Consider the following 23,980-nt stretch of genomic DNA (forward strand, 5'->3'; position numbering starts at 1 on the left):
GGTTAGAGGTGCCAGGGGAGGGGGGTGGGGGGTAGGTAGCGGCAGGCGGTGCCGGTGGAGACCGTGGCACGCAGGTGGATGGCGAGGGGTGGGTGCCGCTGGTCGAGCCGCCGCAGGGTGTCGCGGATGCGGGCGGTGACCGTCTTGCGGGCCCGTTCCGCCTCGTCACCGAGCCGACGGGTACGACCGGCCAGCCCGGCGGCGGCCCGCAACTGGTCGATCAACGCCTGCCGCTCAGTGTCCAGCGCCGCCACCCTGCGCTCGTCGCCGCGCCCGGCCGCCAGATCAATCTCGTCGTCGAGCCGTGCCAGGTGGCGCCGGTAGCGGTTCTTCGCTTCGTCGTCGAGCACCTGATCGCCGCCCATCCGGCGGGCGGCGACGAGTTCCGGCCCGGCGGCCGGGTCGAGCAGCTCGACCGCGGGCACGTCGACGCCCGGGCTGCCGAGCAGCAGTCGCAGGTCGTGCAGCCCCTTGGCGTCGGGTAGGTGAGCCGTGCTGCCGTCGAAGGTGAGTCGCCAGACGGCACCGTCGCGCCGGAACTCGTACGCCGGTCCCACCGCGCCACCGTTGCCGGCCGTCCCGGCTGGCGCCGACCCCACCGCCGACTCGCCCGACCCCCACTCGCCCGCGGCCACTCCCGCCACCGGGCCAGCCGCCGTGACCGTCGCCGCAGTACCAGCTGCCGCTGGGCCCGCCGTCGCCGCGCCAGCCGTGGCCCGGTCTGCCGCCGCCGGCCTCGCCGCCCCGCCAACCGTGGCCGCACCCCCCGCCGACCCCGCCACCAAGCTCGCCGCCCCGCCAACCACCGCAGAGCCCGCCGCCGCCCCGTCAACTGTGGCCGTGCCCCCCGCCGCCGTTCCACCGGCAGTCGCCGGGCCGGCCGCCCCCGAACCGGCCATCGCCGAACCCGCCGCCCCCGAACTGGCTGTGGCCGAACCGGCAGCCGCCCCACCGGCCGTGGCCGAACCGGCCGCCGGGCTCGTCTCGGCGGACCGATCGGGTTCTTCGGTGGCCGGCGGGACCGAAGCGGCGGCGAGTCGGGCCAGGATCTGCGGCATGTCGAGTTCGCGGGCCTCGCGCTCGGTTTCGGCACGCAGAGCAGCGGCGCTCGTGGCGTCACCCGGGCCACCACGGGCGGCCAAGGCGTCGGCGAGCGCGGCCCGGGCGATCAGTGACCACGGGCGGGCACCCATCCGGTCGGCGGCGGCACGGGCGGCGGAGAAACCGGCGACGGCGTCGTCCCAACGCTGCTCGGCGACGTCGACCACGGCGAGCCAGTGATCAACCGGGCCGCTGAGGTCGCAGCCGTACAACGAGACGAGCCACTGGCCCCGGTACGGCAGCAGCGCCGCCCGGATCTCGGCGCAGCGGCTCGGATCGGCAAGCGTGGCCTGCGCGCGCAACCGCAACCACATCGGCGAGATCGACCCGGCGAACCGGGTGCCCGAGGCTTCGAGCTCCGCGCTGAGGTCGGCCGCCGTGCGATGGTCACCGCGCTCGGCCGCCGTGATCGCCCGCAGCAGGGCGAGATGCGGATGATCGGTCGCGGCGAGCCCGTCGAGCAGCGCGTCGGCGTCGTCGAGCCGGCCCCGCAGCAATTGCAACGCCCAGCGCAGATGGTGGCCGAGGAAGGCATGGTCGGCGTGTTCCCAGTCGTCCAGCTCACCGAGCTCGGCGTAGCACGTCTCGGCACCGGCGAAGTCGCCGCGGAAAGCGCCGATGATGCCGCCGTCGATGGCCGCCGCCATCTGATGCCGGGGCTTGCCGGTCTGTCGTCCACCGGTGACGAAGGCGGTGAGTTCGTCGAGATAGCGCGGGTCGCCGAGTTCCAGCAACGCCACCCAGCGCAGGGAGGTGGACCACAGCTCGGTTTCCCGGTCGCCGCTGCGACGCGCGACGTCGCGGATCTCGCCGGTGAGGGCGGCCCGGTCGGCGGCGGTGCCCAACCCCCAGGTGGAGTCGTGTCGCACCCACAGGCTGAAGGTGAGCGCCTCGTCGTCCCGCGTCGACCGGGCGAGCGTCTCGGTGGCGGTGATCAGGTCTGCTTCGAGGACGGCCGGCCCGGCGCTGTCGTCGGGTTCGCCGATCAGCCGCCGGTACGCCTCCCGCAGCAACGCCTCGCCGTCGATGCCGGGTACCGGCTCAAGCTGCCAGTGGCGACGTACGTTGAGCGCGAACCGGGCCAGCGTCGCCTGGTCGTCGACGGTCAGGGCCAACGCCGTGGCGTCGCTGAGCAGTTGGCGAGCCTCCTCCCGGGCGCCGCAGTGGAAGAGCTGATCGGTCAACGCCGTCATGATCTTCACTCGCTGGAGGTCGTCCCGGACCACCTCCAGCGCCCGCCGGAGGTGGACTGTCGACTCCTCCAGCGCCAGCCGGCACCTGGCGTCCCGCGCCGCGTCGAGCAGCAACTCGGTGACCCGGAACGCGTCCAGGTGGGCACCGGCCAGCCACGCGTGGCGGGCGACATCCGCCGGGATCAGCAACCGGTCCAGCGTGTCGTGCTCCTCCACGGCCCGCACCACGGCGGCGTGCCGCGCTCTGCGGTCGTCCTCGGTCAGTGCGTCGTAGAGCGTCTCGCGGACCAGGTCGTGCACGAAGGCGTAGCGGCCGTCGCCCAGGCCGAGCAGCAGTCGCGCGGTGACCGCGACCTCCAGCAACTCACCGACCCGGGTCGGCGGCAGACCGACACTGGCCGCGAGGACCTCGCCGTGGAACTCCCGGCCCAGCACGGCGGCGACGGTGAGCGCGTCGGCCACCATGGCGGGCAGGTGGTCCAGCCGCCGCCGCACCACCTCCCGTACGCCGGGAGGGATGGTGGCCAGCCCGCCGTCGGCATGCCAGAGCCGGGCGGTCTGCTCCACGAAGAAGGGGTTGCCGCCGGTGCGTCGGTGCACGTCGTCGACACAGTTCGCATCGGGCGCCCGACCGGCGGTGCGGGTCATCAGCTCGCCGACCTCGTCCCGGGTCAGGCCGGTGAGACTGATCGTGGTCGCCTTGGCCACCAGCGACATCAGCAGCGGCCGCAGCGGGTGGTCGGCGGCCTCCACCTCGGCGTCACGATAGGTGCCGACGAGCAGCAGCCGCTCGAACCAGGTGTGCTGGGCGGCGAACCGCAGCAGTCGCATCGACGCCGCGTCGGCCCAGTGCAGGTCGTCGAGGATCACCATGACCGGCCGGCGCTGCGAGACGGCGACCAGCGCGGTGGTGACCGCGTCGTAGAGGGCGAACGCCTCCTGCTCCGCCGCGTCGCCCCGGTCGGTGACACCAGCCGGCGACAAAGAGTTCGCCGCGTCGTGCGCGATGTCCGGCACCGGAGAGCCCGCCGCGCCGCGGGCGGCCCCCGGGAGGAGCGAGCTCGCCTCACCGAGCAGCAGGGCGAGCGCCGGCTCGGCGGATTCCCGAGCCAGCGCCCAGTCCTCCGGCGACCGGCGCAGCCGGCGCAACACCTGCGCCCAGGGCCAGTAGCCGGGGGCGCTCGCCGAATCCCAGCAGGCGCCACCGAACACCAGTGCGCCCTGTCGACGGGCCTCCTCGGCGGCGGCGGTCACCAGGGTCGTCTTGCCGATGCCGGGCTCCCCGGCAACCAGCACCAGCCCGCCGTGGCTGGCGGTGGCCCGGTCGACCTCAGCCCGCAACAGACCGGCCGGATGATCCCGCCCGATCATGAATCCGCCCGCCCGCACGCCCATGGCAACCGACGGTAGCCGACCGGACCGACACCCCGGGGTGTCGCGGCTCAGCGGGCGTCGGTGACCACGTGAGCGCAGGCGGCGCAGGCGGCCGGCCCCTGTTCGGCGAACCAGCGGCAGGTCCGCCGGATAGCGCAGCGGGGCAGTTCCACCTCCGGTTCGCCGACCGTCTGCGCGTACGACGCGACGAGGCGTTCACCGAGGCCGCAGTGATCACCGGTCCAGAAGCCGCACTGGCTGGTGACGCAGGGACCGGCGAGCCGGTAGCGCGCCTCCACCGGGGCGTCGGCCTCCGCCGCTGCGGCGACGGCCACCTCGGCCGGCAGGGCCGGGGTCACGTACGCGACCCGGCCCGCCGGAGTGATCATGCCGAGGAAGACCGTGGCGTTGCCCGCGGGCGTACTCGGGCACATCCGCTCCCCCGACGGGGCCGGTCCCTGCGGCGGTCGGGTCACTTCTGCAACCAGAAGCCGATGTCGTTGATCTTCTCGCCGAGGTCCTGCGCGAACGGACCGTCGATCACCCACAGGCCGTACCACTCGGGCCGCAGCCGCAGGTTGGCGTGGCCGAGGGCGAGTGGGTTGCTGAGCTTGGTACCGGCGACCGAGAGCGCGGCCAGGCCGGCCTTCTGGATCTCACCGGCGATCTGGCTCTGCTGCTCGGGTGTGAGGTCGACGCCGTCGACCACGAAACGGAACTCGTGGCGTGCCATGGTGTTTCCTCCGGTTCGTTCAGTAGGTGTCGGTACGTAGCCCGCGCCGCAGTGCCGCCCGGGTGAAGGCTGCCCAGCCGGAACGGGAGGCGGCGTCGAGACGGCCCACCTGGTGACGCCATGTGGCGGCACCGGCGGTACGCACGCCCCACAGCTCGCGGCACGCCGCGACCGCGAAGGCGACCTGCTCGGGTGAGCCGGTGAACCCGGCCGTAGCGTCGACCACGCGCAGCCCACCGTCGGCGGCGACGGTCACCTGGCCGAAGTGGTGGTGCAGGCTGGCCAGGGTGCCCAGGTGCGCGCGGTCGGCTCGGCCGGCGAGGAACGCGTCGAGCGGCCGATCGTCCACCACCACCCGGACGGCGCGCAGGGTGAACGTCGCCCCGGCCGCGTCGGCCACGCCGACCACCTCGACGGGGACGCTCCAGCGATGCGGTGAATTCGCCGACCAGAACGCCAGCCAGGCGCCCAGCCGCTCGTGCAGGTCCGGTTGCAGGGCCGCCGGTGCGGCCAGTCGTGCGGTGGCGATTCCGTCACGGATGACCGCCGGTGCTGCCGCGTGGACCGGGACGGCCGCCCCGGCGGGTGAGGTGACGACGGTTGCGGTGACGGCTGCGGCCGAGGCGACCGCCGTGCCGGCGAGCAGCCCGCGCCGGGACAACGAAACAGATGGGGATGACATGGTCCGCCTTTCTCCGACGGCCTAGGCATCCCACGCTATAGACGGCGACAGATCATCTGAATCACGGTTGTATCGGGACGCCGACACGAATCCCGGTGATCGACGACGGCGTGAATCCGTTCATCCTGCATGCCGTCGCCGCTGGTCAATCCGGCGGCTGGGGCACTGCGGCGAGGTGCGCGAGGATCGCCTGGTTGGCCTCCCAGCCGTCGGGGAACCGAACCGGCACATCCAGTTGCGGCGCCTCGGTCGAGGGATGGGCGTCCAACAGTTCGCCGATTCCGGCGCGGGCCACCACCAGGCAGGCGTGCCGGTGCCGGGAGGTGAGCACGCAGAGCCGCCCCGATTCCAGGTGGAAGGCGGTCGCGTCGCGTCGGCCGGAGAGCGGGTGCAACACGATCGTCACGTCGTACTCCCGGCCCTGGAGGCGGTTGGCGGTGTCGACGGTGACGTCCGCACCGGCCTCGCCGAGCCGCGCCCGGATGGCCGCGACCTGGTCACGGTGGGCGGCGCCGACGGCGATCCGGTCCGCGGTGACCGGCGCGCCACCGGGCGCCTGCTCGGAAACCGCGACCGCCCCGCGCCGCAGCACCCGCAGCGCGAGCGCGGCGCACGCGGCGGCAGCTTCCCCGTCGGTACGCAGAGTGTGCCGGGCCGGCAGCTCGTGCAGCGCCCAGCCGGTGGCGGCGGCCGACTCCACAGCCCGGTCGACGGCGTCACCCGACCCGGGCTCGGTGAGGTGCAGGGCCCGCTCGTCCGGGCCGGTGCCGGAACGGAAGCCGGTGAAGGGGTAGAACGCCCGGGACACGACCGGTGCCGCCGAGGCGGGCAGCCGCCAGGAGACCGGCAGCCGGTGCACCGGCAGGTGCGGGTTGTGCCGCAGCAGCACCGCCACCGCCGACTGCATCGGATCCCAGGTCAACCCGGCCCACCGGCCACTCTCCACAGTGGAGAACGGATCGAGCTGCCCAGGATCACCCACGAACAGGGCCCGCTCGAACCTGCCGGCCACGCGCAGCAGGGCGTCCGAGCGCATCTGGTACGCCTCGTCCACGATCGCCCATGGCCAGCAGCCCTCGGTGACAGTTGCCCACTTGGCCGCCGTACCGATCACCACAGCCGAGGCGGCCAGGTCGGTGACCTTCGCGGCAACCCGTACCTGCGCATGTGCCCGCACCCGGGGCGACGCCCGGTAGTCACCCGCCGAGAGCCGCCCGAGGCGCACCTGCGGCGCCTTGCTGGCGAGCCGGTCGATCAGGTCATCGACCTGCTCGTTCGTCTGCGCAATGATCATCAGCGGCTCGCCGGTGCTCGCCAGCTCGATGGCGGCCCGTACCACCAGAGTCGACTTACCGGCCCCCGGCGGCGAGTCGACCACCACGCCCCGATGCTCGCCCGACCGCAGGTCGGCCAGCACGGCGGCGATCACCCGCTCGGCCTCGACCGCCGGCGGCACCGCCAGTCCCGGCGGTGCCGCCAGTTCCGGCGTCAACCCGATCTTCCCCACCGGCCGCACCCTACCGCCAGCTGCCCTGTCCCGCGCTGACCCTTGCCGCCCCTTGCCGCCCCGGCGGCAGTCGCGCTCTACCGCCCCAGAGACAGTCACGGGTTACGGCCCCGCGACGGTGACGCCCCACCGTCCCGGCGACAGTCACGCCCATAGCCCGGCGACAGTCACGAGTTGCGGCATCTCGGGGTCACCGGCCGCCCGGAAGCCCCAACATGCCGCAAGCCGCGACGGGGCCACGCCGCGAGGAGGCAACGCCGCGACGTGGCCGCAAGCCGCGACGGGGTGGCGCGGGTCAGTGGACGATGACCGGGATCTTCGGCTGGTCGCCCGGCTGGTCACCTGGCTGGTCGCCGGGCTGGTCGTCGAGCAGGTGGGACCGTTCGCGCCGCCTGGGCAGGAACGCGGCCGGGATGAACGTCGCCGCCACCAGGGCGAACGCCACCCAGAAGGTGGTGGCGAAGGAGTTTGCGGCGAAGTCCAGCCCACGCTCGATGAGTGACGGGTCGGGAAGCTGCTGTGCCAGCTCCGGCCGTTGCTGGGCGGCGATCGCCAGGCCGGCCTCGGTGACCGGGTTGCCGTTCTCGTCGGTGAGGCCGGGGATCTGCCGGGAGCCGTTCAGCTCGTTGGTGAGGATCACCGACATCACCGCGGCGCCGACGGAACCGCCGATCTGCTGGAGGATGTTCACCAGCGTGGAACCTCGGGCCACCTCGTGCCCGGTCAGCGTCTTCAGCGCCGACGTCATGATCGGCATCATCGTGCCGCCCATGCCCAGGCCCATCACGAACAGCGAGCCGCAGAGCAGCACGTAGGAAGTGTCCGCGTCGAGCTGGGTGAAGGTGAAGAAGCCGGCGAGGATGAGCAGCAGCGCGAACGGCACCGTCCGGCCGACCGGCACCTTGTCGGCCAGCATGCCTGCGATCGGCATGGTGACCATGGCGCCGATGCCCTGCGGGGCCATCAGCAGGCCGGCGTGCAGGGTCGACTCACCGCGTACCTGGAGGAAATAGCTCGGGAACAGCAGGCCGGCGCCCATGAAGGCGATGATGAAGACGAACATGGTCAACGCCGCGATGGTCAGCCTGCGGTTGCGGAACAGCCGCAGGTCGAGCAGCGGGTGCCGGGGCTTGAACGAGTAGCGGACGAACGCCACCACCAGTGCGGCACCGACCAGCATCGGCCCCCACACCTCGGCGTCGGCGAAGGTGCCGGCCTCGGGCAGCGTGGAGACGCCGTACAGGAAGAGGGCGAGACCCGGCGAGAGCATCAGCATGCCGAGGAAGTCGAACGACTCGGAGGGCTGCGGGCTGTCCTTCGGCAGGGCCAGCTGGGCGTACACCAGCGCGACGATGCCGATCGGCAGGTTGATCAGGAAGATCCAGTGCCAGCTCGCCACGTCGATCAGCCAGCCGCCCAGGATCGGGCCGCCGATCGGGCCGAGCAGCATCGGGATGCCGAGCACCGCCATCAGTCGGCCGATCCGGTTCGGGCCGGCCGCCCGCGTCATGATCGCCATGCCGATCGGCATGAGCATGCCGCCGCCGAGACCCTGCAGGACCCGGTACGTGATCAACTCGCCGATCGTGTCGGCGGTGGCGCACAGGCCCGAGCCGATGGTGAACAGCGCCAGGGCCATCATGTAGAGGCGTTTGGTGCCGAACCGGTCCGCGGCCCATCCGCTGAGCGGGATGACCGTGGCCAGAGCGAGCGTGTAACCGGTCATCGTCCAGGCGACGCGGGCGTACGAGGCGTCGAACTCGCTCTGGAACGTCGGCAGGGCGACGCTGACCACCGTCACGTCGAGAATCGACATGAGCGCACCGAGCACGACGACGCCGGCCACCTTGAGTACCGCAGCGTCGAGCTTGTCCGAGGTCGGGACAGGCTGCGGTGCCGCGACGGATTGCTGTGTCACGAAGTCTCCTGTTGTCGGAACTGTCCGGGAGGACGAGCGGTGGTGGCCGACGTGGCGCCCACTGACCAGCGCGACGGCGGTGGTGAAGCCCGCACGGCACAGTAGCCCCCGCCAACGACACTTCGCCGCCCGTTTAGCGACCAGCAGAGCTTTCTGTGAGCACGGCCACGGTGATCTTGTGCCGCAAGGCGTGACCGGGCGGAGAGCGGGTAGGCGCGACCGGGTCGGGCGGCGGCGGGGAAGGTGGTGCCAGCGTGGCGAAGTTCCTGGTCACAGCGATCTACACGGTTCCGGGAATGGCCGGGCTGGCCAAGGAAGGCGGTACGGCGCGGGCCGAGGTGATCGAGGCGCTGATCGAGAACGCCGGCGGGCAGGTGGAGGCGGTGTACTACGCGTTCGGCCAGTTCGACCTGTACGTGCTCTGCGAGGTGCCGGACAACCTCACCGCCGCCGCGCTCGGCATCGCCGTGCGGGCGGCAGGCGGCGTCGACGCCCGGATCGTGCCGCTGCTCACCACGGCGGAGATCGACGCCGCCGTCCGGCTACCGATCACCTACCAACCGCCCGGCCGGTCATAGCACGGGGGCAAATGGTCTGACACCACCGGTCAGTGGCCTACCAGTAGTTCGCCCACCGCATCAGCCCATCGCGGTCGGCGTTCAGTACTCGCTGATCCGCTCAACCTCGCCATGATGGTCTCCTCTCGGGCTGCCGTCGGCTACTTCAATTAACTGCAGATCGAACAGCCCAGAATCGCCACCAGGTTGCCCAGCGAAACCGATCCCGCTGGGCGCGTGTTTTGGCCTAGGCGCTGATATGGGAAACGACGGCAGCACGAAGGACGCGGTCCTGGTCTAGCTCGGAGAGTTCCCCGATCACATCGAGGACGTCAACGTGAGCCACAGCGAGCGCCTTCGGACGTACAGCGGTAGGACGTCCCAGCCCGGCACCTTCGTAGTCGAGGAGTTCCACCGGCCGTTCGATGTGCCGGTGACGGGCAGCTGAGCTAGTGCACGGCAGGATCACCACGTTCCACCCTCGAAGGCCCAGGACGACCGCCGGCCGGATCTTGTACTGGGCCTTGTCGTCGAACGGCACCCGCGCCCAAACGAGCACTCCAGGGAGCAGGCGGTTCCGAGCGACCAGCCGAACCACGGATAGGTTCGGCACCCCACCACGCGGTGCGGGACGAGGGGCGGCTCGCCAGCGGCGTACGCCAATAGCGATATCCTGACGCTTCTGAAGCCTAGTAAGCTTGTGCACCGGCGTATTCCTTCTGCTTTGACGTGATATGACTTGATCCAGGGCAGAATTATTACGCTGCTGGCATAGGTTTGTCAACAGCGTCCTCACAACTACGCCAGGGGAGCACAGATGGACCAGCAACCAGGCGGGCTCGGACGGGCGATCCAGGTCAGACGCGCCGAGCTTGGGCTCAAGCGCAAGGAGGTCGCGGAGCGGGCCTTGCTCAGCTACCCGTACCTCTCGGAGTTGGAGAACGGCACTAAGCTGCCCTCCGCGAAGGCGCTACGCCAGCTCGCCGGAGCCCTCGAACTGTCGCAGGCAGAACTCCTGGAACGGGCCGATTACGATCCCGCTCCCGTCGGCCAACGCAGGACGACGGGACAGGGGCCGACAGCGTACCCATCGAACTCGAACGAAGCGAGGAGTATCAGCGACCCGGAGTTCGAACAGATGGGAAGACTGGCCGATATTGTCGCCGCAACGGTACGGGCAGAGTTGGCAGCGTGGGCCAGAACGTCTTTGCCCAGGCTCATCCGGGACGAAGTTCGCCGAGCCCTGGACGAAGAACACCGGGACGACCGATGATCACGACATGTGGATTTACCCTTGCCGACTGGCAGGCCGAGGCGGTGCATGCTTGGGAGAACAACTATCCCGCAGGCCCTTACCGGGGAACCCTGGAGATCGTCACTGGTGGCGGTAAGACTCTCATCGCCCTTGTGTGCGCAGCCCGCGCCGCCCTTAGAGACCCCGACCTCCGGCTGGCCGTAGTGGTGCCGACCGAGGCACTCGCCCGTCAGTGGCAGGTTGCCCTCGCGCGGTACACCAACCTGACCCAGCCTGAGATCGGCCTTCTCGGCGCAGGCGGGGACGACGATTTCAGCAAATGCCGAGCGGTCGTCAGCGTCCTGAACACAGCCGCCAAGCGTTTGCCGGCGCTGGCCCGCACAGCCCAACCACTCATGCTCGTCGTCGACGAGTGTCATCGTGCTGGCGCGCCCACTTTCGCCAAGGTTCTTGAGACACCAGCGGAATATCGGCTGGGTTTGTCAGCCACCCCCGACCGCGAGGAGTTCGACGACACGGGGCAGCCACTCCGGTACGACGAGCAACTGGTGGGCCGAGATCTCGGCCCGGTCGTCTACCGCTTCACCTTGCGGGACGCGCGGCTGGCCGGCTGGCTCCCGGACTACGACATCCACCACCACGGCATCCAGCTCAGTCCGGAGGAACAGCGCCAGTACGACCAAATCAGCAGGCAGGTCGACGACCTGGGCGACGAATTGCGGAGTCTCGGCCTTGAGATAGGCCGAGCCCAACAACTTCAAAAGCGGCGCGACGAAGTCGGCCTGCTCGCGCGGAGATACATTGCCGCGACCTCCCGTCGTAAGGATCTGCTGTACCGAGCGGCTCACCGGGCCAGGGTTGTCATACGTATCTTGACTCAAACACTCGAGTCGGGCCAGGCGAGGCGAGTTCTCCTCTTCCACGAGCGGGTCAGCGAAGCCGTGGCGCTCCACAAGGAACTTGCCATGTCGATGCCGGGCATCTCCATCGCGCTGGAGCACTCCCGGCTCGGAGATCGAACGCGGGTCGAAGCATTGGAGTCGTTCCGGACTGGGGAGGCGCAGGTGCTGGTGTCAGTCAAGTCCCTGGTCGAGGGAATCGACGTCCCCGAGGCCGACGTCGGAATCTCGGTCGCGTCGACGTCTAGTGTCCGGCAGCGGATCCAGGCACTGGGACGGGTCCTCCGACGTCGCTTCGACGAGAGCGCCCAGCGCAAACATGCCGACATGCACCTGATCTACGTCGCCAAGACCGTTGACGAGCAGATCTATGCCAAGGAGGACTGGGCGGATCTGACCGGCGCGGGGGCTAACAGGTACTGGCTATGGTCGGCCGACCCCGCCGCACTGCCACAGTCGATGCCGGGACCACCGGCATCCCCACGACCGACCGAGGAGCAGGAGTGGGACCGCCTCCAACGGCGTCGCCCAGATGCGCCGATTGCCTGGAGAGGAAGCATGATCGGCCAGGAGTATTCGGTCGATACCTTGGGGACTGTCACCAACAGCGCAGGCACCATAATCAGTAATCCACAAGATGTTGCTGCCCTCGTCGCGCGGGTTCGAGGCAGGCCTGGCGGGCGTTTCCGGGTCACACCGATCCATCGACTCGTTCTCGTATGGGGTGACAGCGCGGAAGGGCTCGTTCCATACGTGACGGGGCAGTTGGCAGAACCATTTGAGGCTGAGGTGGGGCGGCACGAAGATGGCAGCCACGCGGAGAGCGTTGACTCGGCGCTTCTGAAGCCCGGTACTGTGCTGGTGGAAGCGCCCAACAAGACCGGTGGGTCCTTCCGGCTTCGACAGAAGCAGGGTGGGGTCATCGAACGTCGCAGTCCGGACGGCACTGTCGAATTCGCTCGCGTTGATGACGACGCGCCTGCCGCCTTGGTAGCCAATGCCCGTCGGGTGCTGGACAACTGGCGTCAACTCTTCGATCGTGGGATCACTTTCTTCCTGAGCGAAGAAGGACAAGCCTGGTACGTGGAGGGCGGCAAGCGATTCCACCTCGCCCACGTCCCCGGCGGGTTCTCCTGGCCATCGTGACCGCAAGGTGGGACTTGTCGTCGGACGGCGGCAAGGTCGAGAGTGTGTCTCTTATCCGACAGAGATGACGGCTTGGAGGCGCATTAGTCTCACATCCGACCCCACCGTACCCGGAACGGCTGCCGGTACCGCTTGGCCCGACTTCCGGGCCAACGAGAGGTACTTATGTTTACCTTCTATCCAGGGCTGTCACCCTCAAACGTCAATAAGGACGCCAAGTATTCGGTTACGCACAGTCTGGCTGGCGGGATGGAGGTACGGCTCGTATACCGGATCAGTGCACGCGAGAAGGAACTCCTCACCAACGATCGCCATGAAGATCTCGTTGCGATGGTCAACGAGGTAAAAGAGAAGGTCAACGGCACCCCAGGCGGCGCCTTCTACATCAACGAGTATCGCGACGTGCTGGTGCCACACCCGGACGGCACTTGCGTCTACGCCGGAACGTACGACGACATCCTCGAATTCGACTACGACGGGCAGGTCATCGGGCCGGTACCGCCGCACACCCTGACGCCTGGGGCTTCGTGGTCCGGCCCCCACGCTGGAATCCCGTACGTGCTACGCGCCGGCGGGACAGACATCAAGTACGAGTTGACATCCGGCCGACGCATCAGGGAGGTGCGTCTGTCCGACGAGGTTGGGCCTGAGGCAGCCCGGTCGCTCGCACGTCGCCTGGCGGCCTTCAAGGGAGACTCAGGCGGACGCGTTTACATCAACGAAGCCTGCCACTTCTTCGCGCCACGGGCGACGACGGCCGATGGCACCGCGTACATCTACCTGGGAGCTCTGGAGGACGACGCCTGGTTCCCAGCGCCTGAAGTTCCAGGACGTATGTAGTCGAGAGCTTTGTACCAGCCTTTACCACTCTGGACGGAGCCAGGGCCAACGCAGCAGCACAGCGGTGGGCGGGTCGTGTGCCGCACCCGCCCACCGCGCTGGTCAGCGGCGGCGCTCCCCCACCCGGTACGTGACCAGGTTCGGGTCGGCCCGCAGCTGCTTCTGGGTGAACTTGATGGTGTCCCAGCCCTTGGCCGAGTACAGCCGGGTCTGGTCGGCGTACCAGGGCGAGTTCGGGTTGGCCGACTGCGAGTAGGTCAGCAGCTGCCGACCCGACGGCCCGTCGCGGCCCAGCTCGACGGCCATCAGGTACGACGTGCCGTGCCGCACCTTCGGGTAGCCGACGCCGGGCTGCACCTGGTTGATGATCATGTTGAAGACACCGGCCTCCGGCCAGCCGCCGTGGATGGGGATGCGGTCGGTGCCACGGGGTTCGGTCTGGATGTCGCCGAGGCGGGCGTCCAATGGGATGCCGCCGAGCAGTTGGACGGCGTCGGCGAGCGCCGTACGCACCCTCGGGTCGTCGACCGCGAGCCGGTTCGGCGTCGTCAACGGGGCGTCCGGGTCGAACGGGTCGGCGAAGCGCAGGCCGCCGGCCCGGGCGAACTCGGTGAACACGTGCGAGCCCCGGCTGCGCAGGTCGACCCGGAGGTCCCAGCGACGGAGCGCGGCGCAGGCGGCCGTCAGCTCGACGGTGGTGCCGTCCGAGGCGCTGGCCGTCGGCTGGGCTTCGCAGAGCCGGACCAGGTCGTCACGGACCAGTTCGCCGCCGTACGCCCGGTTGCCGAGCGTCACGTCCCACAGCCTGCCGGCGGTGAACCCCCGGCCGGGCAGCCCGTCGGTGCCGGCGAGACGCTGGCGCACCTGGTGGACGCCGAGCCGGGTCCGCAGGCTACGGGCGGTCCGCTCGTCGCCGATGATGCGCGGGTACCCGACGAGCGGGCGAGCCGGGTTGGCCAGCCAGTAGCTGTCGTTGGAGTTGGTCACGTAGTCGTCGCGGACCAGCGTGGGCAGGTTCGCCGGCCCGAGAATGCCGGGCACCGCCGCGTCGCGGTCCCGACCCAGCTCACACGATGATCGGGAACCGTCGAGGACGGCTTGGCCGCTTGTCGCGTACAGACTTTGGAGGGACGCGGGGATGCACGCGGCCGCGAGCGCGGCGGTGACCCGGGGCACGACGGAGTGGTCGGCGTAGAGGGCCCGCCCATCCCGGTCGGCGGCAATGACGTTGACCCAGGGCAGGAACTGTCGCCGGTCCAGCACCGACCGCAGCTCACCCACCGAGCGCGCCCGGCCCATGGCGAGCCAGCCGTCAAGCGCCCGGTTGTTCGTGGCGTTGACGTCGGTGATCGCGTACGCCGTGTCGGTGGTCCAGTCGAAGCGGCCCGGCACCACAACGACCGGGCCGAAGTGGGTGTCGTAGAGGGTACGGCTGACCGGGCCGTCGGGAGTCTGGACGGTGACCGTGCGGGCGGTCATCTTCCGGGTCCGGCCGTCGTAGCGGTAGCTCGTCGGGTCGCCGGGCACCAGCGTGAGCCGGTGCCAGACGAAACGGCGGGCGGTGGAGACGGTGTGCGACCAGGCGACCTTGCCGTTGTGTCCGATCTCGATGAGTGGGTCACCGATCAGGGCCGCGCCCTCCACGTCGTACCGGCCGGGCACCTTGAGCCGCATCCGGTAGAAACGGTCCGCGCCATCCCACGGGAAGTGCGGGTTCGCCAGCAGCATGCCGGCACCGCTGGTGGTGGCGCGGCGTCCCAGACCGTACGCGTTGCTGCCCACCCCGGCCGGCGCGCCGTCCCGAGCGGCCACGACCGCCGCGGCCTGCGGGGCACTCACCGGCGCGCTGGTTCCATCCGCCCGGGGTGGCGCGGCGGCGACGATACCGTCGGCGAGTGCGGCGGAACCGGCCCGGACCATGGCCGTCCACTGGGTACGCCACAGATCCAGCTCGGTGATCGGGCGCAGCCACGGCCGGCCAGCGCAAGCGGGGTCGGTGACTTTCCTCATCCGCAGGTAGGCGTTGTAGCCGGCGGCGAAGCCGCGCATCTGGTCGCGTACCTCCCGCGACGGTGCGCGCACCCCGTCACGCGGCCCGGCGAGCAGCCGCTCGGCCACCCGGTCGTCGATCGCCTTCTGGTGGAACAGGTCGCTGGCGACGTTGTCGGTGTCAGCACCGAAGAACCGGGACCGTTGCGCGCTGACGGTCACCACGCTCTCGGCGATCAGGCAGACGTTGTCCTCCGCCTGCGCGTACCCGACGCCGTAGCCGAGGCTGGCGAAGTCGCGGGCGGTGATGTGCGGTACGCCGTACGAGGCGCGCTGGATCAGGGCCGAGTAGCCGTCGCCGTGCGCGACGGCGGTCCCGCCGGTCACGGCGAGGCCGGCGGCGATCAGGGCGGTGGCGGTCGCCGCGGCGATGAGTGAGCGTGGCCTCATCGGGCGGCTCGCTGGTGGTGGCACATGGAACGTCCTCCCCCGAGAGATATGTCTGTCCAGACCCGACCGACGCTAGTGGTGAAATTTACTCAGGTCACTCCCTGGCCGCCCCGGGGTTCACCCGCAGGGGCTCCTGGCCGCCGCATCAGTGGAACCGGCCGGCTACGAGAGCGACCGGTTACGCGATGAGCAGGAGCACGCTGATCACCAGCATCACTACTGCGGTAGCGCCGTGGATGCCGTAGACGGCCGCCTTGGGCCCACCGCTGCGCAGCACGATCAGCGCGTCGCCGATGGGGATGAGGGTGGCGGCCAGCATGAGCCCGCCCAGCAGGTGGGTTGTCCCGCCGACCACCACGATGAGGATGAAGATCCCCGCGGCGATGTCCCGCACGGCCTTGACGGACAGCCAGGCGTGAAAGGCCCGGTCCTCGGTCGGGGTGTCGGGGATGCCAAAGCCGACCGCGCCCTGCGGTGCCCAGAAGGCGCGACCGCCCATCACGATGACTGCCACACCGACCAGTCCGGCAAGCACGGTGGCGACGTTGCTGAGCATGATTGTTCCCCTCGCTTGAAACCTAGCGGCGCTAGATGTTGTAGCGACGATACGTTGCCGTCGACAGTATGTCTAGCGCTGCTAGGATCAGGCCATGTCCGCCATCTCCGAACGCCGCGAACGCGAACGCGCCCAGCGCCACCAGCTGATCATCACGGCCGCCCGCGAGCTCGCCGAGGCCGAAGGGTGGGAGGCAGTGACAACGCGGCGGCTGGCCGAGCGCGTCGAGTACAGCCAGCCGGTGCTCTACAGCCACTTCACCGGCAAGGACGACATCATGCGGGCCGTCGCCATCGAAGGCTTCGGCGAACTCGCGACCCGCCTGCGCCGTGCTCGTCTCACGGACCCCGTGCCGCCTGCGGCACTGCACGCCGTCTGCCGCGCCTACCTGGAGTTCGCAACCGAGCAGCCGGCCCTCTACCAGGCCATGTTCATGCTGCCGACCGACGTGAAGTTCGCGCACGCCGAGACGCCGCCGCCATTGCGCGCCGCTTTCGACGAGTTCGTGAGCTGCTTCCACCCGGACAATCAGCGACGCGAACTCTTCGCCGAAGTCACCTGGAGCGCGCTGCACGGCATAGCCGCTCTGACCGAGAGCGGACGCATTCCCCCGAACGGCCAGGCCGAACGGCTCGACTTCCTCGTCACCCAGATCGGCGCCACGCCAAGGCCAGGGATCTGAGCCGAGCAGGACTGCGGCCTTGGCCATTGATATTCATGCATGCGGCTCTCTAGCATGCGCACTATGCGTGCTCGTCGGTTCACCCTCGTCGCCGTACTCGGCATCGTGCTCGGGCTCTCCGGCACCGCCGTCGCCCATGCGGCCGACGATCCGGTGCTGACCACTCCCGGCGCACCGGTCGTGGTGGCCAACGAACCACACCTGCTCACCCTCACCTGGGCGCCGTCGACCTGGATCGGTGAACCGGGCGGGACGCCCATCCGGCACGAGGTGCGGGCCTGGCTCGGCCCCAACGTGTACCGCAGCCTCGGCACCACCACCGGCACCGACCTCACCCTCACCGATCTCGCCCCGGGCACCGAATATCGGCTCACCGTCTGGGCGTACACCAACGCCGGGTACTCCCTCGACTCGCCGGTGACCCCGGTCCGCACCGCGTACGGGAAGGCACGGGTCAGCTACCGCAACCTGAGCTGGTCACCGACGGACAACCAGATCCAGCACGTCCTCCAGGTCGTCAACACGGGCACCGCCCCGCTCGACCTGGCGGACGTGCGGGTCCGTTACCACCTGACGTTCGAGGGCGGGAACACCTCGCTGACCACCAACTGCGACTGGGCGGCGATCGGCTGCGCCAACGTGCAGCGCCACATCCAGTTCTTCCCGCCACCCCTGCCGCCGGGCCCGCCGGGCACGCCACCGCCGGCTGCGCCATCGCCGCCCGCCTCGGGATCGTCAGTGGCACCCGCGACGACCACGTCGCCGCTGCCGCCGACCCCGACGCCCACCCCGACGGTCTTCCCGCCGCCCGGCACCCCGATCCCCGGCTGGATCGAACTGACCTTCACCGCCGGGAAGCTGGCCCCTGGCGAGTCGACCGGGCCGATCTACCTCCGCCACCACCGGCCGAACTGGTCCGCGATCGACGAACGCGACGACCCCAGCTGGCAGCAGGCCACCGGCGAGTGGGCCGACAACAGCCGGATCACCCTCGACGTCGACGACATCCGCGAGTACGGCGACACGTACGCCTGAACTGTGGCCAGCGTCGGCACGGCCAGCACATCGTGCGGAACGGTCAGGCGAGCCGGAACAACTCCTCGACCGGCCCCCAATCCAGCCCGCCGCCGGGAGCGAGAGCGGCTTCACCCCAGGAGACGCCGAGCAGCCCCTCGTCCGAGTTGCAGGCGAAGCCGACGAGCAGCGTCCTGGGCTGCGGGGTGAGTTCCTCGATGGCCGCGCGCAGCAGCGTCCGGTCCCGGGCCTCGTCCGGAGTCTCGGGCATGCCCGGCAGGGTCGGCTCGTCGTAGCCAGGCTCCGGCCCGAAGAGGATCAGCAGGTCACGGACGAGCTGGTTCTTGAGCCGCCCCCGCACACGCCGCATGTCGAGACCCCGGCGCTTGGCGTACATCCAGGGCAACAGCAGATGGTTGCGGCAGATGGTGACGCGCACCTGCGCGCCGGGTGGATGCACGTCCTGCACATCCGGCAGGTCCCGGAGGTGCTCGTGCAGCGACTCGTACTGCTGCTTCCAGCGGGTCGGGCCGAAGGCATGATCCGTGGCCAACGCCGAGGCCTCCCGCGCGTTCTGCGCCAGCTCGACAGCCCGCTGGAGGGCCTTGGGGATCCGTGCCCGCAGGTCACGGACCAGGTCGGGGCCAAACTTCTCGACCGACCACTGTGACGGCTCGCCATCAACCCCCACGCCATATACCCCCTGTACCGAGGCGGTCACTGACCGATACAAGGTCTCACATTTTTCGATGCGATCAACAGCCCTGATCGTCCGCTCTCACCGGATTGCGGGCAGGTGGAGCTGGTGGGCGGGTATGCCTGCGGCGGTGAGCCTGCCCCGGGCGTGGTCGAGCATCGCGGGTGGGCCGCAGACGTGAACCTGCTGGCCGGTGCGGTAGTGGTAGAGGCCGAGAGTCAGGGCGTCGCCCTGTTCGGCGGGAGCGACGAACGGGTCGTGGGAGAAGGTCGGGACGACGGTCAGCCAGGGGTGGGCCTGGTCGAGCTTGTCCAGGGTGATCGCGTCGTAGAGGTCAGCCACTGTGCGTGCGCCGACGATCAGGGTCACCCGGCGACCGGCCGGCGCGGCGGCGACCTGCTCGACCAGGGCGCGCAGCGGGGCCAGCCCGGTGCCGCCGGCCACCAGCAGCAGATCCCGGGCAGTGGCTCGTCCCGCCCTGGCCGGCTCAGCCTTGGCGGATGCCGCCTCGTCGGGGCAGTCAGGAGGGGACGGCTCCGGGGCGGTGGGCAGGCTGAGGCCGATGTCGACGGGTGGGCCGAGATGGAGCAGGTCGTTGGGGCGTACCTCGTGGACGAGGGTGCGGGAGACGGTGCCGGCGGGGACCGCGCGGACGTGCAGCTCGACGGTGCCGTCGGGGCGCGGCGCGTTGGCCGGGCAGTACCAGCGCCACCGGCCGGGGTGCTGCGGCAGGCAGACCGGCACCGCCTGACCGGGGCGGATCGGCAGCCGCCGCCAGGGGCGTACCGTCAGGATGGCGATGCCCTCGGCGGCCAGGTCGCGGCCGACCACATCGGCGGGCCAGAACGCCGGCCCGTCGCCCATCCACCCGGCGGCGCGCTCGACGAGTGCCCAGGCCCGCCGCCAGCGTCGCTCCCAGCCGACCTGTTGCGGGCACAGCCGTGGTGCCACCGGCGCCAACGCGGCACCGATCAGCGGACCGTGTTCGGATCGCAGCCGGTACCGGCGGTGGACCCGACCGAGCACCGCCAGCAGCGCCAACCGCCCGGCCCGGTCACCGCCGCCGCCAACCAGCCGGGCCAACGCGGCGACGACGAGCGCCGTCGCCCGCTCCGGCAGCAGCCCCGGGCAGCGCAGCTCGGCCCGGAAACGTGCGGCGGCCTCGTCGATGACCTGGTGGTCGCGGGCGGAGAGAACCCCGGCCAGGTAGTCGGCGGCCCGCCGCCGCTGCGCCTCCGGCAGCCCCGGCCAGCCGTCCAAAATCGGTCCGCCGGCCGCGAGCTGCCGGGCCAGGTGCGCGGCGAGCCGGTCCCGATCAACCCCGATGAGGTACGCCGACAGCTCCGCGTCCGCCTCGACCAGCCGCAGCCAACGGGTCACCGCCTCGCGGCTCACCGCCGCTCCCCCGTCGGATGGTCGTGGAGTGCCGACCGACAGTCGGCGTGCCGGGCCTGCCGGCCGTCGGCGTGCCGGGACTGCCACTGCCGCAACGCCTGCCGGATCCGCTCGGCCTCGGTGTTCGCGGTCGTCAACTCCCGGTGCAGCCTGTCGATCTCGTCGGCCGCCCGGTTGAGGTAGTCGTACACCTGGCGTGGGTCGAGACCCCGCCAGCGTCGATCGAAGTCGACAGCTCGAACCTGATGTGGGTGCAGGCGCTCCCCGGACAGGTAGATCATCGCCGCGGTGCCTCCTGCTCGGCGATCAACGCCTGCACCTGCCGCTCGCTGAGGCCACGCCGGTCCAACACCCGCCGCCCCCACCGGTGCAGCCGGCACGGATGCGGCGCACGATCGTTGCGGCAGCGCGGCCCCTCGGGCCACTGCTCCGCAGCGTGTACGGTCACCGCCCGCACGGCGAAACCGACATCCTCTGCTGTCACGTACGGCGGCATCGGCAGCTCGCCGAGCACCTCGTCAATCGAATCCATGTCCCTCCCCTGCTGTGATGTGGCACCGAGGCGGGCGGGGACGGCGCACCGTCGGGGGTCGGCACCACCGGAGCCCAGCACCCGCCCCGGGCCTCGTGTCCAGCCTCGGCGAGCACTTGAGCAGGGACTACAGCGCCGGAGAGGCCTGCGTGACGCAGAAATGAGGCATCTGCGTACCCGCGTGGTCGACGCAGGGTTATTAAAGTGACGCCAAAGCGGAGGGAGATCGGCCGTGGCCTTGAAGCGACAGCGACTCTGCCAGCGGCGTAAGGCGCTCGGATACAGCCAGGAGCGTCTGGCCGACCTTCTCGGCGTGGAGCGGTCCACTGTGGTGCGCTGGGAAAACGCGGAGACGGACCCGCAGCCGTGGCATCGCACCCGCATTGCTTCCGCGTTGCGCGTTACGCTCGAACAGCTCGACGACATGCTCGTCGACGTGTCAGTGGCAGCGCATCGAGGGCAGGCCTTGAGGGACATGGAGCGTGATCCCGTTTCCGCCGCCGCTAGGTCTGATCTCTTGGATGGCCTTCGGACCTTCCTCAGCACCTACCTGACGGACTCAGCACGACCGGCACCACCGCTGCCCGAGGTCCGGCGCGCTGTGGGCAGGGTGCACAACCTCTACCAGCGAGCGAGCTACACGTCGGCGGCCCGCCTGATGCCGGATGTGCTCAGCCATGCGACGGCCCTGACCAGCAGCGCCGCCGGCTTACACCGCACCAGTGCATTTCGGCTGCTCGCCGCTGCCTACATCGCCGCATCCAAGCTCGCGGCCAAGGTGGGTGACGGTGAGGCAACCCTGTTGACGGCTGACCGGGCGTCCACCGCCGCACGTCTGGCCGACGATCGGGCGCTTGCTGCTGTTGCCGCCTACCAGGCGGCATGCGGTTTGATGGGGCAGCCCGGAAGATCGGTAGAAGCCGAGCAGGTGGCACGAACCAGCATCGACTTATTGGCTTCGGCTGCTTCAACCTCCGACCCTGACCTGCTCTCCGCTCAGGGAGCGCTACTACTTCTTGCTGCCGTCATGACTGCTGCGGAGGGCGACACGAAGCAAGCGGGCTACTTCCTCACGCGTGCCGAACGGCTGGCAACGACGTTGGGCGCCGACCGCAACCGGCTGTGGACAGGCTTCGGCCCAACGAACGTCGTCATTCACGCGGTATCGGCCGCCGTGCGCGCGGGTAACCCGGACCAGGCCATGGAGGTTGGTGCTCGGCTCGACACGTCGCGACTGCCCATCGTGCTGGTTGGCCGAAGGGCACAGGTGCACGTCGACCTGGCGGCGGCAGCGCTGATGTCGTCCAACGACAGGTCGATCTGCGTGCTTCACTTGCTCGAAGCCGAGCGGGTTGCCGCCGAGATGGTGTACGCGAACGTACAGGCCCGCACACTCCTGCTCGACCTGTTGGCGAAGGAGCGCCGGACGGCGACGCCAGGACTGCGGCCACTCGCGGAGCGGGCCGGACTGCTGGCATGAGCCAGTCACGCGTACTCGCCCTGGTCGTCTGCGCCGCTCCTCCGGTGCTGCGGATCGCTGAGCTGATCGATCTACTAAAGGAAGACGGCTGGACTGTCTGTCTCACCGCCACCCCGACCGCCGCGACCTGGATCGACCGGGAGGCGCTAGCAGCGCAGACCGGCCACCCCGTGCGGGTGGAGTGGCGGAAGCCCGGCGAGCCGGAGCCGCATCCGTCGGCCACGGCCGTCGCCGTCGTGCCCGCCACCTTCAACGTGATCAACAAGTGGGCTCAGGGCATCAACGACACCCTCGCGCTCGGCATCCTCAACGAAGCGCTCGGTGCGGGGATCCCGGTCCATGCGTTTCCGAACGTCAAGGAGCAGTTGACCGCACACCCGAGCTATGACCGGCACCTGCGATTGCTACAGGACGCGGCGGTCGCCGTGACACCCCTACCTGCTGAACTGGATTGGCATACGGCCGTTCACCGTCTCCGGTTCGCATAACCTCCGGCACTCAATTGTCCGTCGGTGTATTGCAGGCAGCACGACCAGGCTCAGCGGCGTGGGTGCGGTACCTGACGGTTGAAGCGCGGCTTGAGGGCCAAGACCAGCGCTTCCTTCGCCCCCTCCGGGTTGTCGGTCTCCTGCCAGCGGATCTCCCGCCGGCCCAGCCAGTCGGCGATGTCGTGCGCGCTCGCCACCGGGCCCTGCTTGTCGAGAATCTGGCCGACCTGCTCGTGCAGCACCGACGACTCGCGATTGCCGGTCAGGTGCTGCCGGAGGCGGTTGCGTAGGTTCCCGGTCCGACCCACGTAGATCACCGTGCCGCCGTCGAGGACCACGTGCACGCCGGGCGCGCGGGGAGCATCGGCCACAGCCTCCACTGTGTACGGGGCGGAAGACGTGAAGCCGGCCAGCAGGTCGTCGCTCAAGGGCTCGGGCATGCCCGGGAGGCTACCCCTCGGTGACCGCGCACGAGCCGTCGTAGCCCTGAGTTGCGGAATCAGCCGGCGCGGGCCAAATGACCTGCTCGACTAGCTGATAGGCACTTGTCCGTTGCCGTCGACTATTGGCTTTTGCGAGTCGCCCGGTGGTTCCGCCATTCGCGGGCGGCACGGAGCAACGGTCCGTGGTGAGGGCTTGGTGCTAACCGCTGCTTGCGCTCCCACAGGCGCAACAGCCCGTCGGTGAAGGCATACAGCGCTTCCTCGGAGGCATGCGCCCAATTCGGGATCTGCCCGGCCCATGCCTCGGCTTCGGCGGGAGGATGGCCGGCGCGGACGAGACGGACCAGCATGAGGGCGGTGTCGATCCACGCCGCGCCGAGCGCCGGGCTGGACCAGTCGACGAGCCGCAGCCGATCGGCGACGAGGAAGTTCCGCGGCGTCATGTCGGTGTGCAGGAGCGTGTCGCCGTCCACCAGTTCGGGAGCGATCAGGCCGCACCAACGGTCGGCGAAGCGCTGCACCCGGACAGGCGGGCTTGGAGTCAGGAGACGGCTCTGGGTGTCGAGCAGGTCCGCGACCGCAGTCAGATCCGGCGAGCCTGGAGCAAGATCGGCATGCCGGCCGGCAACGTACTCGAAGCCGAGTATCAACCAGCCCTCCGCCTCAATCGTCCAGCGCAGGCGGGGCGCCACATCGGGTAGCCAGGGGTTGACGCGGGCCTCGTTGCGGTAGAGCCAGGCAGTCGGACCATCGGTCTTGCCGCCCTTGCAGAAGACTCGGCCGGTGTCGGTGTCGATAACGGCGGCCAGGTCGCAGGAGGCACCGGTCGGCACGGAGTAGGCCGCATGGACAGCGCCAGCCCGATGTTCAACGCGTTGGCGTGTTTCTTCGGGAAGTTCGTGCCAATGGCGGCGCTGCGGCATGCGGTAGCCTCCCGGCAGGCGAGCGGACCCGGGCAGAGTATGCCCAGTTCGGCTGATGGTTTGGCCTACCGAGGGAGAGCCGACGTGGCACAAGGTGGAATCGGCACCCCGGCCACGACTGAAGCG

Annotated in this window: 22 protein-coding genes; 8 read left to right on the forward strand and 14 right to left on the reverse strand. The window is 69.9% G+C overall.

The genetic code is table 11. From position 1 onward, the window contains the following. Window positions 1-2: 2 nt before the first annotated feature. From KBX50_RS22380 to KBX50_RS22405, 6 genes are all read right to left on the reverse strand, one after another. Window positions 3-3,689, reverse strand: coding sequence for an AAA family ATPase (locus KBX50_RS22380; protein WP_210939500.1), 3,687 nt, complete (start codon window positions 3,687-3,689; stop codon window positions 3-5). A 47-nt stretch (window positions 3,690-3,736) separates the two neighbouring features. Beyond that, on the reverse strand, window positions 3,737-4,144 hold the full coding sequence (locus KBX50_RS22385) for a hypothetical protein (RefSeq protein WP_282239867.1): 408 nt from the start codon (window positions 4,142-4,144) through the stop codon (window positions 3,737-3,739). After that, complete coding sequence (locus KBX50_RS22390; protein ID WP_210939502.1) at window positions 4,141-4,401, reverse strand: hypothetical protein; 261 nt, start codon at window positions 4,399-4,401, stop codon at window positions 4,141-4,143. Before KBX50_RS22390 ends, KBX50_RS22385 begins: the two co-directional genes overlap by 4 nt. Window positions 4,402-4,420: 19 nt before the next feature. Beyond that, on the reverse strand, window positions 4,421-5,083 hold the full coding sequence (locus KBX50_RS22395) for a hypothetical protein (RefSeq protein ID WP_210939503.1): 663 nt from the start codon (window positions 5,081-5,083) through the stop codon (window positions 4,421-4,423). A 145-nt stretch (window positions 5,084-5,228) separates the two neighbouring features. Next, window positions 5,229-6,581, reverse strand: a complete 1,353-nt coding sequence (locus KBX50_RS22400) for an AAA family ATPase (RefSeq protein ID WP_307871044.1) — start codon at window positions 6,579-6,581, stop codon at window positions 5,229-5,231. Window positions 6,582-6,885: 304 nt separating this feature from the next. Continuing rightward, entirely contained in the window at window positions 6,886-8,508 is a 1,623-nt protein-coding gene (locus KBX50_RS22405; RefSeq protein ID WP_210939504.1) for a DHA2 family efflux MFS transporter permease subunit, read from the reverse strand. Between the two features lie 296 nt (window positions 8,509-8,804). Here KBX50_RS22405 and KBX50_RS22410 point away from each other — a divergent pair, with 296 nt between their 5' ends. From KBX50_RS22410 to KBX50_RS22425, 4 genes are all read left to right on the forward strand, one after another. Further along, window positions 8,805-9,086, forward strand: a complete 282-nt coding sequence (locus tag KBX50_RS22410) for a GYD domain-containing protein (RefSeq protein WP_247674235.1) — start codon at window positions 8,805-8,807, stop codon at window positions 9,084-9,086. Window positions 9,087-9,882: 796 nt separating this feature from the next. After that, entirely contained in the window at window positions 9,883-10,338 is a 456-nt protein-coding gene (locus tag KBX50_RS22415) for a helix-turn-helix domain-containing protein (RefSeq protein ID WP_210939506.1), read from the forward strand. Beyond that, entirely contained in the window at window positions 10,335-12,365 is a 2,031-nt protein-coding gene (locus KBX50_RS22420; protein WP_210939507.1) for a DEAD/DEAH box helicase, read from the forward strand. Before KBX50_RS22415 ends, KBX50_RS22420 begins: the two co-directional genes overlap by 4 nt. 165 nt (window positions 12,366-12,530) lie before the next feature. Next, window positions 12,531-13,205 (forward strand): hypothetical protein, encoded by a 675-nt coding sequence (locus KBX50_RS22425; RefSeq protein WP_210939508.1) that lies wholly within the window; start codon window positions 12,531-12,533, stop codon window positions 13,203-13,205. A 102-nt stretch (window positions 13,206-13,307) separates the two neighbouring features. Here the strand turns inward: KBX50_RS22425 and KBX50_RS22430 are convergent, their stop codons facing one another. Then, entirely contained in the window at window positions 13,308-15,644 is a 2,337-nt protein-coding gene (locus KBX50_RS22430) for an acylase (RefSeq protein WP_210939509.1), read from the reverse strand. A gap of 178 nt (window positions 15,645-15,822) precedes the next feature. Beyond that, window positions 15,823-16,200, reverse strand: a complete 378-nt coding sequence (locus KBX50_RS22435) for a DUF4267 domain-containing protein (protein WP_210939511.1) — start codon at window positions 16,198-16,200, stop codon at window positions 15,823-15,825. Window positions 16,201-16,294: 94 nt separating this feature from the next. On the opposite strand from KBX50_RS22435, the gene KBX50_RS22440 reads away from it, so the two are divergent. Together KBX50_RS22440 and KBX50_RS22445 are read left to right on the forward strand one after the other, a co-directional pair. After that, the gene (locus KBX50_RS22440) at window positions 16,295-16,882 is read left to right on the forward strand and encodes a TetR/AcrR family transcriptional regulator (protein WP_210939513.1); all 588 of its coding nucleotides are present in this window, start codon (window positions 16,295-16,297) and stop codon (window positions 16,880-16,882) included. 63 nt (window positions 16,883-16,945) lie between these two features. Beyond that, on the forward strand, window positions 16,946-17,917 hold the full coding sequence (locus KBX50_RS22445; RefSeq protein WP_210939515.1) for a cellulose binding domain-containing protein: 972 nt from the start codon (window positions 16,946-16,948) through the stop codon (window positions 17,915-17,917). A 43-nt stretch (window positions 17,918-17,960) separates the two neighbouring features. Here KBX50_RS22445 and KBX50_RS22450 read toward each other — a convergent pair whose 3' ends face one another. From KBX50_RS22450 to KBX50_RS22465, 4 genes are all read right to left on the reverse strand, one after another. Next, window positions 17,961-18,587, reverse strand: coding sequence for a hypothetical protein (locus tag KBX50_RS22450; RefSeq protein ID WP_210939517.1), 627 nt, complete (start codon window positions 18,585-18,587; stop codon window positions 17,961-17,963). A gap of 87 nt (window positions 18,588-18,674) precedes the next feature. Further along, window positions 18,675-19,988 (reverse strand): FAD-binding oxidoreductase, encoded by a 1,314-nt coding sequence (locus KBX50_RS22455; RefSeq protein ID WP_307871040.1) that lies wholly within the window; start codon window positions 19,986-19,988, stop codon window positions 18,675-18,677. Further along, on the reverse strand, window positions 19,985-20,269 hold the full coding sequence (locus KBX50_RS22460) for a DivIVA domain-containing protein (RefSeq protein ID WP_210939518.1): 285 nt from the start codon (window positions 20,267-20,269) through the stop codon (window positions 19,985-19,987). The genes KBX50_RS22455 and KBX50_RS22460 overlap by 4 nt, the downstream gene beginning before the upstream one ends. Continuing rightward, window positions 20,266-20,520, reverse strand: a complete 255-nt coding sequence (locus KBX50_RS22465; protein ID WP_210939520.1) for a hypothetical protein — start codon at window positions 20,518-20,520, stop codon at window positions 20,266-20,268. Before KBX50_RS22465 ends, KBX50_RS22460 begins: the two co-directional genes overlap by 4 nt. Before the next feature lie 232 nt (window positions 20,521-20,752). On the opposite strand from KBX50_RS22465, the gene KBX50_RS22470 reads away from it, so the two are divergent. Continuing rightward, complete coding sequence (locus tag KBX50_RS22470) at window positions 20,753-22,000, forward strand: helix-turn-helix transcriptional regulator (protein ID WP_210939521.1); 1,248 nt, start codon at window positions 20,753-20,755, stop codon at window positions 21,998-22,000. Then, on the forward strand, window positions 21,997-22,488 hold the full coding sequence (locus KBX50_RS22475; RefSeq protein WP_210939522.1) for a flavoprotein: 492 nt from the start codon (window positions 21,997-21,999) through the stop codon (window positions 22,486-22,488). The genes KBX50_RS22470 and KBX50_RS22475 overlap by 4 nt, the downstream gene beginning before the upstream one ends. Window positions 22,489-22,538: 50 nt before the next feature. Here the strand turns inward: KBX50_RS22475 and KBX50_RS22480 are convergent, their stop codons facing one another. Together KBX50_RS22480 and KBX50_RS22485 are read right to left on the reverse strand one after the other, a co-directional pair. Continuing rightward, the gene (locus KBX50_RS22480; protein ID WP_210939523.1) at window positions 22,539-22,928 is read right to left on the reverse strand and encodes a nucleotide excision repair endonuclease; all 390 of its coding nucleotides are present in this window, start codon (window positions 22,926-22,928) and stop codon (window positions 22,539-22,541) included. Between the two features lie 122 nt (window positions 22,929-23,050). Then, entirely contained in the window at window positions 23,051-23,854 is an 804-nt protein-coding gene (locus KBX50_RS22485) for a hypothetical protein (protein ID WP_210939524.1), read from the reverse strand. Between the last annotated feature and the right edge of the window lie 126 nt (window positions 23,855-23,980).

It is taken from the genome of Micromonospora sp. C51 (assembly GCF_018070435.1).
In the GTDB taxonomy this organism is placed as follows: domain Bacteria; phylum Actinomycetota; class Actinomycetes; order Mycobacteriales; family Micromonosporaceae; genus Micromonospora; species Micromonospora sediminimaris.